The 12,604-nt window shown below is 44.1% G+C and carries 10 protein-coding genes; 5 read left to right on the top strand and 5 right to left on the bottom strand.

Going from position 1 to position 12,604, the window contains the following annotated elements; all coding sequences use genetic code 11:
• The first annotated feature begins 127 nt into the window (after positions 1 to 127).
• From ACLTWA_RS02065 to ACLTWA_RS02045, 5 genes are all read left to right on the top strand, one after another.
• Positions 128 to 2,047, top strand: coding sequence for a DNA gyrase/topoisomerase IV subunit B (locus ACLTWA_RS02065; protein ID WP_412325887.1), 1,920 nt, complete (start codon positions 128 to 130; stop codon positions 2,045 to 2,047).
• An 11-nt stretch (positions 2,048 to 2,058) separates the two neighbouring features.
• Positions 2,059 to 4,293 carry a DNA topoisomerase (ATP-hydrolyzing) subunit A gene (locus tag ACLTWA_RS02060; protein ID WP_412325886.1) on the top strand — a complete coding sequence of 745 codons (2,235 nt, stop codon included), beginning with the start codon at positions 2,059 to 2,061 and terminating at the stop codon, positions 4,291 to 4,293.
• Positions 4,294 to 4,453: 160 nt separating this feature from the next.
• Positions 4,454 to 5,542 (top strand): aspartate-semialdehyde dehydrogenase, encoded by a 1,089-nt coding sequence (asd, locus tag ACLTWA_RS02055; RefSeq protein WP_412325885.1) that lies wholly within the window; start codon positions 4,454 to 4,456, stop codon positions 5,540 to 5,542.
• 65 nt (positions 5,543 to 5,607) lie between these two features.
• Entirely contained in the window at positions 5,608 to 6,669 is a 1,062-nt protein-coding gene (locus ACLTWA_RS02050) for an aldose epimerase family protein (RefSeq protein ID WP_412325884.1), read from the top strand.
• Positions 6,670 to 6,748: 79 nt separating this feature from the next.
• Positions 6,749 to 7,633, top strand: coding sequence for a DMT family transporter (locus ACLTWA_RS02045; protein WP_412325883.1), 885 nt, complete (start codon positions 6,749 to 6,751; stop codon positions 7,631 to 7,633).
• On the opposite strand, the gene ACLTWA_RS02040 is transcribed toward ACLTWA_RS02045, so the two are convergent.
• From ACLTWA_RS02040 to ACLTWA_RS02020, 5 genes are all read right to left on the bottom strand, one after another.
• Complete coding sequence (locus tag ACLTWA_RS02040; RefSeq protein ID WP_412325882.1) at positions 7,634 to 8,431, bottom strand: ABC transporter ATP-binding protein; 798 nt, start codon at positions 8,429 to 8,431, stop codon at positions 7,634 to 7,636.
• Positions 8,425 to 9,330, bottom strand: a complete 906-nt coding sequence (locus ACLTWA_RS02035) for an ABC transporter permease (RefSeq protein WP_412325881.1) — start codon at positions 9,328 to 9,330, stop codon at positions 8,425 to 8,427. The genes ACLTWA_RS02040 and ACLTWA_RS02035 overlap by 7 nt, the downstream gene beginning before the upstream one ends.
• A 19-nt stretch (positions 9,331 to 9,349) precedes the next feature.
• Positions 9,350 to 10,345, bottom strand: a complete 996-nt coding sequence (locus ACLTWA_RS02030) for an ABC transporter substrate-binding protein (RefSeq protein WP_412325880.1) — start codon at positions 10,343 to 10,345, stop codon at positions 9,350 to 9,352.
• Positions 10,346 to 10,761: 416 nt separating this feature from the next.
• Positions 10,762 to 12,060 (bottom strand): nickel-dependent lactate racemase, encoded by a 1,299-nt coding sequence (larA, locus tag ACLTWA_RS02025; RefSeq protein WP_412325879.1) that lies wholly within the window; start codon positions 12,058 to 12,060, stop codon positions 10,762 to 10,764.
• Positions 12,061 to 12,075: 15 nt separating this feature from the next.
• Positions 12,076 to 12,555 carry a YbaK/EbsC family protein gene (locus ACLTWA_RS02020; protein ID WP_412325878.1) on the bottom strand — a complete coding sequence of 160 codons (480 nt, stop codon included), beginning with the start codon at positions 12,553 to 12,555 and terminating at the stop codon, positions 12,076 to 12,078.
• Positions 12,556 to 12,604: the final 49 nt, after the last annotated feature.

Below are 12,604 nucleotides of genomic sequence, written 5' to 3'. Positions count from 1 at the left end.
ATAACACAGGTCATCAGAAATAATCAATAGTTATTTATTAAAAGTGGAAAAAATTACTAGTAACTTGCCAAAAATGGAAAAATCATTGTATAATGAAAGCTGATTATACAAGATGTGGAGGAGTATCATGGCAAAAACGCAGTATAATGCGGATAGTATTACCGTATTGGAAGGCCTTGAGGCTGTACGAAAACGTCCTGGAATGTACATAGGCAGTGTAGGGACAAAGGGATTAAATCATTTAATTTACGAAATAGTAGATAATGCGGTGGACGAGCATCTGGCTGGTTACTGTAATCAGATATGGGTGACGCTGGAGGCCGATGGTTCCTGTACGGTTAAGGACTCTGGCCGTGGAATACCGGTAGAGATGCATAAAAAAGGCGTTTCAGCAGAGCGTGTGGTTTTATCAACGCTTCACGCAGGCGGCAAATTTGACAACGATGCCTACAAAACCAGCGGAGGTCTTCACGGAGTTGGTTCTTCCGTTGTGAATGCGTTGTCTGCCCACATGAAAATCAAAGTACATAAGAACGGTCTGATTCATTATGACGCATATGAGCGGGGCATACCAACGGTGGAACTGGTGGATGGCCTGCTTCCTACGTTGGGAAAGACAAAAGAGACCGGTACAGAAATAAATTTTCTTCCTGATGTTGAGATTTTTGAAAAAATACGTTTTAAAGCGGATTGGCTCAAAAGCCGGCTTCATGAAACTGCATATTTGAATCCAGAGCTGCGGATCACCTATGTAAATAAAAGACAGGGAGAGCAGGAAACCGTCGTTTATCATGAACCGGACGGAATTGTTGCTTATGTAAGAGAATTAAACGTAGGAAAAGAAGCGGTTCATGACCCTGTTTATTTTAAAGGAACGGTCGATAAGGTGGAGGTGGAGGTTGCACTCCAGTTTGTAGATACCTTTGAGGAGAATATTCTTGGATTTTGCAATAACATTTTTACGCAGGAAGGCGGGACCCATCTTGCAGGCTTTAAGACCCGTTTTACTCAGATGATCAACAGTTATGCAAGAGAGCTTGGGATATTAAAAGAAAAGGATACTAATTTTACCGGTGCAGATACGAGAAACGGAATGACAGCTGTTGTAGCGGTCAAGCATTCGGACCCAATCTTTGAAGGACAGACAAAGACCAAACTGGCAAGCGCAGATGCAACAAAGGCTGTTTTTACTGTGGTGGGAGATGAGCTTCAGCGGTATTTTGACCGGAATCTGGAAGTTTTAAAAGCGGTCATCAGCTGTGCGGAGAAATCAGCTAAAATCCGGAAAGCAGAAGAAAAAGCAAAGACCAATTTGCTGTCCAGACCCAAATTTTCCTTTGACACCAACGGAAAACTGGCCAACTGTGAAAGCCGTGATGCAGAAAAGTGTGAGATCTTTATCGTAGAGGGAGATTCCGCAGGAGGCTCGGCAAAAACCGCCCGTAACAGAAAGTATCAGGCGATCCTTCCCATCCGCGGTAAGATATTAAATGTGGAAAAGGCTTCCATGGATAAAGTGTTGGCAAATGCAGAGATCAAAACCATGATCAATACGTTTGGATGCGGTTTTTCGGAAGGATACGGCAATGATTTTGACATTACTAAGCTGCGCTATAACAAGATCATATTGATGACAGATGCCGATGTGGATGGAAGTCATATTGACACCTTGCTGCTGACCTTTTTATACCGGTTCATGCCGGAGCTTATATACGATGGACATGTATATATAGCCATGCCGCCTCTGTTTAAAGTCATCCCCAAGCGGGGCGAGGAGCAGTATCTTTACGATGAAAAAGAGCTGGAACGTTACCGCCGCACCCATACCGGGGATTTCACCTTGCAGCGATACAAAGGTCTTGGTGAAATGGATGCAGAGCAGCTGTGGGAAACCACTCTTGACCCGGAACGCCGTGTGCTTAAGCTGGTTGAGATCGAGGATGCAAGAATGGCTTCCGAGATTACAGAGATGCTTATGGGAAACGATGTACTCCCCAGGCGGCAATTTATCTATGAGCACGCGGATGAAGCTGAGATTGATGCATAAGGAGAAGGAGCATGGCAGAAAAAATCATTAGAACAGAATATTCCGAGGAAATGCAAAAGAGCTACATGAATTATTCCATGAGTGTTATTACAGCCAGAGCAATCCCGGATGCGAGAGATGGATTAAAGCCGGTCCAGCGGCGTGTATTATATGATATGAGTGAGCTTCATTTAAACCACGATAAGCCCCACAGAAAGTCGGCGCGTATCGTCGGTGATACCATGGGTAAATACCACCCCCACGGTGACAGTTCAATTTATGAGACTCTGGTAGTCATGTCCCAGGTATTCAAAAAGGGGATGCCTCTGGTCAATGGTCACGGAAACTTCGGTTCCATCGAGGGTGACGGTGCAGCGGCCATGCGTTATACGGAAGCGAGACTGGAGAAATTTGCGGAAGAAGTCTATTTAAAGGACTTAGACAAGACGGTAGACTTTATCCCGAATTATGACGAGACGGAAAAAGAGCCGGAGGTACTTCCGGTCAGAGTTCCAAATCTTTTAATTAACGGAGCCGAAGGAATTGCAGTTGGTATGAGCACCAGTATTCCTGCACACAACCTGGGGGAAGTCATTGATGCAGTCATGGCTTACATTGATAATTCCGATATTACGGTTGCGGAATTGATGGAATATCTGCCGGGACCGGATTTTCCGACCGGAGGTATTATAGCAAATAAAAGTGATTTGCCTTCGATTTACGAAACCGGTATGGGAAAGATCAAACTTCGGGGCAAAATTGAAGTGGAGCTTGGAAAGCGTAAGGCGGATAAGGATAAGCTGGTGATCACAGAGATACCTTATACCATGATCGGGGCCGGAATCAACAAGTTTCTGGTGGACGTTGCCGACCTGGTGGAAAGCAAAAAACTTACTGATGTGGTAGATATCTCCAACCAGTCCAACAAAGACGGAATACGGATCGTACTGGAACTGCGCAAGGATGCGGATGTAGAGAAAATCCGCAATATACTTTATAAGAAAACAAAACTTGAAGACACCTACGGGGTCAATATGCTTGCCATCGTAAACGGTCGCCCGGAGACTCTCAATTTAAAGGGAATACTGAAAAATTATCTGGACTTTCAATATAAGAATGCGACAAGAAAGTATCAGGCGCTGTTAGATAAAGAGCTGGAAAAGAGAGAGATCAAGGAAGGTCTTATCAAAGCCTGCGATATAATCGACTTAATCATTGCAGTTTTAAGAGGCTCTAAGAATTTAAAAGATGCAAAAAACTGTCTGATGACCGGAGATGTTACTAATATTAAATTCCGTGTCAGCGGGTTTGAAGAGGATGCCAAAAAGCTGAATTTTACGGAAAAGCAGGCAAGTGCGATTCTGGAAATGCGGCTTTATAAGCTGATCGGGCTGGAGATCCTACAGCTGCAGAAGGAATTCAAGGAGACTCTGGAAAAGATCTCTCTATACGAAAAGATTCTTTCCAGCAGAAAAAATATGGATGAAGTAATCAAACAGGATCTGGAATACATAAAGACGGAATATGCCACACCAAGAAGAACCTTGATCGAAGACGGCAAGGAAGCGGTTTATGATGAATCTGCCGTAAGTATCTCAGAAGTGACTTTTGTTATGGACAAGTTTGGATACTGCAAAGTACTGGATAAGAATACCTATGACAGGAACAAAGAAACCATTGAAACAGAGAACATATATGTGGTAAACTGTTTCAATACGGACAAGATCTGCATTTTTACCGACACCGGAAATTTGCATCAGGTGAAGGTACTTGATATTCCGGGAGGAAAGCTCCGGGACAAAGGGACTCCTATTGATAATTTAAGCAAGTTCGATGGGACAAAGGAAAAAATCATTTATTTAGGTCATGCGGGAGGATTAAAGGGACGGAAATTCCTGTTTGCGACAAAGCAGGCATTAATAAAGCTGGTGCCGGGAGAAGAATTTGAAACCAATAACCGGACAGTAGCAGCCACCAAGCTTCAGGAGGAGGATTCTGTTATCAGTATACAGCTTTTGGAAGGGCAGACGGATGTTGTGCTTCAGACATCGGCAGGAGTCTTCTTAAGGTTCCGTACGGAAGAAATTTCTGAAATGAAGAAGAGCGCAAGAGGTGTCCGCGGAATTAAATTATCTCCGGGTGAGGAACTTGAAGCGGTTTACCTTTTAGGGGAGGAACCTGTGATTCAATACAAGGAGAAAGAGGTTCACTTAAATCGCCTGAAAGTTGGGAAACGGGATGGAAAAGGCAGTAAGGTTCGCCTTTAGTACTTTACCACAAGATACATTTTGAAGAAATGTCTTTGACTGACGCACAAATGTATTTTTATCGCGAATAAATATTGATTTTTCTTTCACTTTGTTATAGGATAGTTAAGAATTTAGCATATGCTGGTATTACAGAATGAAGAGAAGTGAGGAGAAAGCGATGGAAAAGAAATTGCAGGTAGGCATCTTGGGAGCAACTGGTATGGTAGGTCAGAGGTTCATTTCTCTGCTGGAAAATCATCCCTGGTTTGAGGTAGTGACAGTAGCAGCAAGTCCACGCTCTGCCGGGAAAACATATGTAGAAGCTGTTGGAAACCGCTGGAAGATGACAACACCTATGCCGGAGTCAGTGAAAAACTTAACGGTAATGAATGTAAATGAAGTGGAAAAAGTGGCCGCTGGTGTTGATTTTGTTTTCAGTGCAGTGGACATGACAAAAGAGGAAATTAAGGCGATTGAAGAAGCATACGCGAAAGCGGAGATTCCGGTTGTTTCAAATAACAGTGCCCATAGGTGGACTCCCGATGTTCCTATGGTAATCCCCGAGATTAATCCGGAGCATTTTGAAGTGATCAAGGATCAGAAAAAGCGTCTTGGTACACAGCGTGGATTTATTGCAGTAAAGCCAAACTGTTCCATCCAAAGCTATGCGCCGGTGCTTACAGCCTGGAGAGAGTTTGAACCTTACGAAGTAGTGGCTACTACCTATCAGGCAATCTCCGGAGCAGGAAAGACCTTTAAGGATTGGCCGGAAATGGAAGGAAACGTGATTCCATATATTGGCGGAGAAGAAGAAAAAAGTGAACAGGAGCCGTTACGTCTCTGGGGTTCCATTGAGAATGGCCAGATTGTAAAGGCAAGTGAACCGGTTATTACCTGCCAGTGTATCAGAATTCCTGTTTTAAATGGCCATACCGCTGCAGTTTTTGTTAAATTCCGTAAAAAGCCGTCCAAAGAGGAATTGATTGAACGCATCCGTAATTTTAAGGGGATTCCGCAGGAGTTATCCCTGCCAAGCGCACCAAAGCAGTTTATTCAATATATGGAAGAAGATAACCGTCCTCAGATAGCGCTTGATGTGGATTATGAAAATGGAATGGGTATTTCTGTAGGCCGCTTACGGGAAGATACTGTTTATGATTACAAATTCGTAGGAATGTCCCATAACACGGTCAGAGGAGCAGCCGGCGGTGCGGTTCTCTGCGCCGAGTTATTAACAGCAAAGGGATTTATATCTGCCGCAAAATAAAAAGCCCTGAAAATTCCCTCTTTATAAAAGGGGGATTTTAGGAAAAGGTATATGGAGGAAGCAATATGTCGTACAAAAAAGAATTGTGGGGAAACATGCCTGATGGCAGTGAGGTGTATTTGTATACACTGGAAAACGGAAACGGAGTTTCCGCTTCATTTACGGATCTGGGTGCAGTCTGGGTAACCATGAAGGTGCCGGATAAGACCGGGAAGAAGACCGATGTGGTTCTGGGATTTGACAGTGTAGCAGAGTATCTGGAGAACCCGCCCCACTTTGGAGCCCCCATTGGACGGAATGCAAACCGAATAGCCAATGCCAGATTTACGATCAACGGCAAGGAATATATTCTGGAAGCCAATAACGGGGTCAATAACCTTCACAGCGGGCCTGACCTTTACCATAGCCGCCTGTGGGAGGCTATGGTGGAAGAGAGTGATTCTGGAACCAGCATTCATTTTTCTCTTTCCTCTCCGGATGGAGATCAGGGATTTCCTGGGAATGCATCGATCACAGTCACTTATACACTGACGCCGGATGACAGCCTTATGCTTACTTACCATATGATTTGCGACCAGGATACAGTAGCCAACTTTACCAACCACAGTTATTTCAATCTGGATGGTCATGATGGCGGTTATGCCATGAATCAGAGGGTCTGGATCGATGCGGATACATACACAAGGGCAGATCAAGGTTCGATTCCAACCGGAGAATTTACTCCTGTTAAAGGAACCCCTATGGATTTTACCGTTATGAAGACCATTGAGCGGGATATCAATGAGGACTATGAGGCGTTGGTATTTGGAAATGGCTATGACCATAACTGGGTACTCAATCATCCGGAAGGAGAAGTTTCCTTATGTGCGGCTGCAGAATCTGATAAGACAGGCATCCGTATGGAGGTGTATACGGATCTGCCGGGAATGCAGTTCTATACAGCCAATTTCTTAACGGATGGCCTGAAAGGAAAGGGGAATGCGGTTTATGATAAGCGTTGCTGTTACTGCTTTGAGACTCAGTATTATCCCAATGCCGTGAATATTCCTGAATTTCCGTCTCCGGTTTTGAAGGCGGGAGAAGAATATCATACGGTGACTGTTTACAAATTTTCCGTTACAGAATAACGGAAAAAGACACGAAAAACCAGGGACGCAAAAATATTGCGCCCCTGAACTTATGTGAAAGGACTTCGTTAGTGTACCTATGAAAATACAGGATAGAAACGTAATTAAGGCACTGTCTGTCTTAGGCTTGATTGTGACAACCATTATTTGGGGCAGTGCTTTTGTTGTGATGAAAAATACGGTAAATGTGATTTCGCCTACTTATCTGCTGGCGTTGCGTTTTACCATTGCTTCCATAGCTTTAGTGATCGTATTCTGGAAGCGGGTTCGATCGGTCAAAAAGACAGACCTTCTATGCGGCGGTCTTTTAGGTCTATTTCTGTTTGCTGCATATCTGCTGCAGACATACGGCCTGAAATATACCACAGCCAGCAAAAATGCTTTTATCACAACCCTATATGTGATTCTGGTGCCGTTTCTGCACTGGTTTTTCAATAGAAAAAAGCCGTCAGGAAATAATATGGCTGCGGCAGTGATTGCAGTAGCAGGTCTTGCTCTTATTTCTCTGGAAGGAGATTTGTATGCGAATACAGGGGATTTGATGACACTGCTATGCAGTCTTTTCTTTGCGTTTCAAATTGTATTTACTGACCGTTACACCATTGATCACGATCCGGTAATCTTAACTGTGATCCAGATGGCAGTAGCAGCGGCATTGAGCTGGATGCTGGCACCGCTGCTGGACGGCGCTCAGGATTTTCGTGTGATCAACAGCTCCATGCTCACTGGTTTGCTTTATCTGGGTATTTTCAGTACCATGATCTGCTTTTTGCTGCAGAATCTTGGGCAAAAACATTTAAGTCCCAATACCTCTTCGATTATATTGTCCTTTGAGGCAGTCTTTGGTCTGGTGTTTTCCGTCCTGTTTCTCGGGGAATCCGTTACAGCCAGAATGCTGTCAGGCTGTGTCCTTATGTTCGTATCCATTCTTTTATCGGAATACCGCAAGAAGAATGCCGTCTGATTATTTGGATAGAAGAGTCCGGTCATTATCAAAGGTCTTTTTGCTTTTTGCAGAATACAAATCTAAAAGTTCCGGAATATCCATTTTCTCTTTTTCTTTTCCGGAGATATCTAAAATGATAGCTCCGGAATCCATCATTACAATCCGGTTTCCCGTATTTAATGCAGAGGTCATATTATGAGTGATCATCATGGTGGTAAGCCTGTGCCTGGTTACGATCTGATTGGTGATTTCCATTACCTTTTCTGCTGTGGCAGGGTCCAGGGCTGCTGTATGCTCATCTAAAAGCAGAAGTTTTGGAGGTACCAGGGTACACATGAGCAGAGTGACCACCTGTCTCTGTCCTCCCGAGAGAAGCCCCATTTTTGTTTTCATACGGTCTTCCAGCCCCATGTGGAATTCAGCCAGCCGTTCCCGAAAAAGCTTACTGTCTGCCTTGTTGATGGCAGGAAAAAGAGGACCCCGTTTGCTTCTGGAATAGGAGAGTGCGAGATTTTCTTCAATGGTCAGTCCGGGGGCAGTTCCTTTCATCGGGTCCTGGAACAGCCGTCCGATGGTCTGTGCACGTTTGTGCTCAGGGAGAAAGGTAATGTCCGTTTCATCTAAAAGGATCTTTCCCTCATCCAGCCAGAAGCTTCCGCTGATCGCCTGAAAAAGTGTTGATTTTCCGGCACCGTTGGAACCTACGATGGTTACAAAATCCCCGTCATTCAGAGTCAGATTAAGATGGTTGAGTGCCGTATGCTCGTTGGGAGTGTTCTTTAAAAATGTTTTAACGGCATTTTGAATGTTCAGCATGATTTTCTGGCTCCTTTTTTGATTTTTTCCAGTTCTGCCCGGTATTTCATCGCAGGAATGGAAAGAGCGATTGCAACAATACAGGCAGAAACAAGTTTTAGCGCGTATGCCGGAAACGGACTGTATTTTAAGGCAAGAGCAATCATAAAACGGTAAAGAATGGAACCGAGGATTGCAGAAAAGAGGCCGTAAGTAATACCGTCCTTTCGGAAAATAAGCTCTCCTATGATGACGGAAGCAAGACCAACAACGATAATGCCGACTCCGGAATTAATATCTGCAAATCCCTGATACTGGGAGATCAGTGCGCCGGACAATGCGATAGAGGCGTTGGCTGCGGCAAGTGCAATGATTTTTGTCACATCCACATCGATGGAAGAAGCCCGAACCATATCTTCATTATTGCCTGTGGCCCGAATGCATAAGCCGATCCGGGTCTTAAAAAAGAATGATCCGGCAAGTGCGGTAATAGTAACAACAATCAATGGAAGAATGATCTTGACTCCTTCTCTGGAGAAGATTCCGGAGGCGTCCGTCATTATCTTGAATATGGTATTGCTTCCAATTAAAGAAAGGTTGGAACTGCTTCCCATGATCAGCAGGTTGATGGTATACAGTCCGCTCATGGTCAGAATTCCGGCAAGAACCGGATGGATCAGAAGCTTCGTCTGAAAGAGTCCGGTTATGCTGCCGGCCAAAGCACCTGCACCGACAGCAGCTATGATTCCAAGGAATGGGTGCCCCATAAGCGTGAACTTTGCGGAGACAGCAAGGCCAAAGGTAAAGCTTCCTTCCGCAGTTAAATCAGGAATGTTTAAAATACGAAAAGCGATAAAAACACCAATAGCCAGCAGACCGTAGATAAGTCCCAACTGCAGGGAGCCTAAGAATAATGTCATAATAATCCCTCCTTAGAAATTAGTTGGTATCTTTTACAAATACAGCCGTCTTACTTATTTCGTCTGTAAATGTAATGCCAAGGGCATCAGCGGCGTCCTGATTGATGACCATGGAAGAGGCGGGAACAACAATTGCAGGAATTTCACTGACAGGAGTACCTTCCAGGTTCTGAATTGCCATATCTGCTGAGATTCTGCCTATTTCTTTGTCACTGATTGCGATGGTGGCAAAAGCACCGGATTCAACTGTTGTTGCGGAGCTGGCGTAGATGGGAAGCCCGGCTTTGCGGGCTTCTTCAGAGACCAGCGGCATGGCGCTCTGGATAATGCTGTCGTTTGGAACATAAATGGCATCAACTTTCCCTGCAAGAGACTGGGCAGCCTGCTGTACTTCAGAGGAATTGGTCACTACTGCCTCTTCATAGGATAAACCGATGGAATCTAAATATTTTTTTGAATTTTCTACGGTTGTAACAGAATTGATCTCTCCGGTATTGTAAAGGAATCCAAAGGTTTTGCACTCAGGAGTCAGCTTTTTTGCCAGGTCAAAAATTTCATTGACCGGAATGGCATTGGAGGTTCCTGTTGCATTCTTATCCGGTTTTTCCATATCAGTAATGATTCCTGCCCCTACCGGGTTGGAAACGGAGATAAATACTACGGGAATCCCGGAATCCAAATTAACCATGGCTTGTGCGGCAGGGGTTGCAATGGCTGCGATTAAATCCACGTTGCTGTCTGCCATTTCCTGACAGATGGAATTTAAGTTGGTTGCATCTCCCTGAGCATTCTTATAATTGATGGTAAGTTTATCTTTTCCATATCCTCTTTTTTCTAATTCCTCTGTAAAACCTTCCCTCATATCCGTAAAAGCGCCGTTATCAACAAGCTGGACGATTCCTACTTTAAATGTTCCGTCAGAAGAGGCGGAAGGTTTTGCTGACTGGCATCCGGTAAGCATAAACAGAGCAGCTGCTAAAATGGTTGTTCTGGTAATCTTTGATATCTTTTTCATAATAAAATCTCCCTTTTTAATTGTTTTGTTCGGAATTTGCGAGCGGGGGAGTGATCTTTTTTTAAAAATCAAAAAAAGCACCCATCCTCAGATATACTCCAAGGACAGATGCTGATGATCTGCGGTACCACCTTGATTGGCAAAATTTGCCCGACTCATGCAGAGTGCCGACACACTCCTCATCCGTTAACGCTGATGCTGCGTCGCAGAATACTAAGAATAAATTCTGTTCCCTGCGCCCTCCGTGGCCCATTGTACTATGCCGAATCGCTGTAAGGGTTCCACCTTCCCAAACTCTCTGTAAGCACGTATCATAGTTTTACTTCCACTTCACTGGTTTTGTTTTAATAAATATAAACATATCGGAGATCATTTGTCAATATGTTAATTAAAAATTATTATAAAACATTATAAAATTAAGCGGGATCACTCCATGGGATAACGTTTCCCCCATAAGGCATTACATAAACAGATTGATCCGTAAAGTCAATCTGGTCTAAAAGCTCCTTCAAATCCTGGTATGCAGATATATTCATATCCTTTAATACATCCTTGCTTAAATCCTTTGAAAAAGAAGTGAGCATAAGAACTCTTCCTTTTGAAATGGCTTCGCAGCCGGCATAAAAGATATAACCGGCAATGGAAAAGCTCTCCCGCAGCGCTTTATCAAGAATTCCTTTTTTTAAGGGAATCCGCCAGTCAAAGAAGTCCGAAGATCCGCCGCCTTCGCTGCATTCTGCAAGGAAAATCATGGTCCCGCCCTGCTTTACTGCATAGGACATGTTAAGAAGTGTTTTGATGCCCTGATAAAGATTAATATCCTTTGGATATCCTCCGCAGGAAGCAATGACAATATCCGCTTTTTCTTTTATGGGGATGCTAAAAGCATCATGAACAATTTCACAGCTCTTTTCCCATGCCTTTTCCCAATCTCCGCAGATGATATGGCTGTGTTTTCCTTCCGGAGTAGAGATTATATTAATACCAAATGCAGGAGAAACCATTCGTGCAGCCTCCATCATGTCTTCATGAACCGGATTGCCGGTTAAAATCCCGCAGCCAATGGCTGTGCTGGATCTGGGCTGGTCCGGGTCAAGACAGAGCAAATGATTCTGCTCAATGGTCTTTTTTCCTGAGATTCCTGGAAGAATGCTTTTTCTGCCGCCTCCAAAACCAGCCATTAAGTGATGAACCGTCCCGCCGATTAAGATTACCTTACGGCCAATGGCCAGAGGATTCACCCATACATCGGTTCCTCTTTTTGTGGTTCCCATAAAAACCAGGTCAGGGGCCTGGCCATCATGGTTTAAAACTTTCACTTTTTTATAAACTTCTTCTCCGACCACCTTTTTCTGTTCCGCCTCACTGTGGCCTCTGTGCGTGCCGAGTGCGACCAGAATAACCATATTTTCATAGGGAATGTTGATCTGGGTATGAAGGTATTCCACCAGCTCCCGGCAGATGAGATCCTGTCTCATCCAGAAGCGGGTAATATCACTGACAACTATCGTAACTAAGTCTGTATTGGATAGAAGTTCATGGAGAGGTTTGGAAGCAATTGTATGGGCTGTAACCGCTTCTTTGAAGGCTGCTTTTAAGTCCTTGATCGGAAGAAGCTCTTTGCCCTGCAGATACGTTACTGATCTGGCATTGCTTACATCAATAGATACAGAGGAATTTCCGTATTTTAATAAAACAGATTCAGGGTTTGTCATGATTTGATTTTCTCCTTAAGCCTCGGTAAGTTTACATACATCGATCCATTCAGCGGCATTGGAAAGCATCATCAGTTCTTCACAGGATAATTCGATGGCGGAATTGGAACTGCCGGCTGCGGGAAAGATGGATTCAAACCGCTGGAGGGAAAGATCTAAATAGGTAGTGGTCTGCTCCGGATTTGCAAATGGGCAGACACCTCCGATTTCATGCCCTGTCATTGCGGATACTTCATCAGGGGCCAGCATTTTTGCTTTAAATCCAAATTTCTTTTTGAATTTTGCATTGTCTATTTTTGCATCACCTGCGGTTACGACCAGAATGCAGCCTTCTTCGGTGGCTTTGCGAAATGACAGGGTCTTTGCAATGCGGGCCGGCGATACATCAAGGGCCTTTGCTGCCAATTCTACGGTTGCGCTTGAGACCGGAAATTCCCTGACCTGGCAATCTCTTCCAAAATCCTTTAAATATTCTTTTACCTTCTGTACTGACATGCTTTATCACTCCTCCTCGTAAAATTGTTTACCATTGTACCATTGATAA

This window comes from Lacrimispora sp. (assembly GCF_046972725.1).
Taxonomy (GTDB): domain Bacteria; phylum Bacillota; class Clostridia; order Lachnospirales; family Lachnospiraceae; genus Lacrimispora.
Note: the sequence above shows the minus strand (reverse complement) of the source record. Positions and strands in the feature narration are given on the sequence as shown.

Excerpts from the sequence above, each read along its gene's own strand:
- ACLTWA_RS02045 (WP_412325883.1), top strand. The coding sequence starts at position 6,749 with ATGAAAATACAGGATAGAAACGTAATTAAGGCACTGTCTGTCTTAGGC.
- larA (WP_412325879.1), bottom strand. The coding sequence starts at position 12,060 with ATGACAAACCCTGAATCTGTTTTATTAAAATACGGAAATTCCTCTGTA.
- ACLTWA_RS02040 (WP_412325882.1), bottom strand. The coding sequence starts at position 8,431 with ATGCTGAACATTCAAAATGCCGTTAAAACATTTTTAAAGAACACTCCC.
- ACLTWA_RS02065 (WP_412325887.1), top strand. The coding sequence starts at position 128 with ATGGCAAAAACGCAGTATAATGCGGATAGTATTACCGTATTGGAAGGC.
- ACLTWA_RS02050 (WP_412325884.1), top strand. The coding sequence starts at position 5,608 with ATGTCGTACAAAAAAGAATTGTGGGGAAACATGCCTGATGGCAGTGAG.
- ACLTWA_RS02020 (WP_412325878.1), bottom strand. The coding sequence starts at position 12,555 with ATGTCAGTACAGAAGGTAAAAGAATATTTAAAGGATTTTGGAAGAGAT.
- ACLTWA_RS02030 (WP_412325880.1), bottom strand. The coding sequence starts at position 10,345 with ATGAAAAAGATATCAAAGATTACCAGAACAACCATTTTAGCAGCTGCT.
- ACLTWA_RS02035 (WP_412325881.1), bottom strand. The coding sequence starts at position 9,330 with ATGACATTATTCTTAGGCTCCCTGCAGTTGGGACTTATCTACGGTCTG.
- asd (WP_412325885.1), top strand. The coding sequence starts at position 4,454 with ATGGAAAAGAAATTGCAGGTAGGCATCTTGGGAGCAACTGGTATGGTA.
- ACLTWA_RS02060 (WP_412325886.1), top strand. The coding sequence starts at position 2,059 with ATGGCAGAAAAAATCATTAGAACAGAATATTCCGAGGAAATGCAAAAG.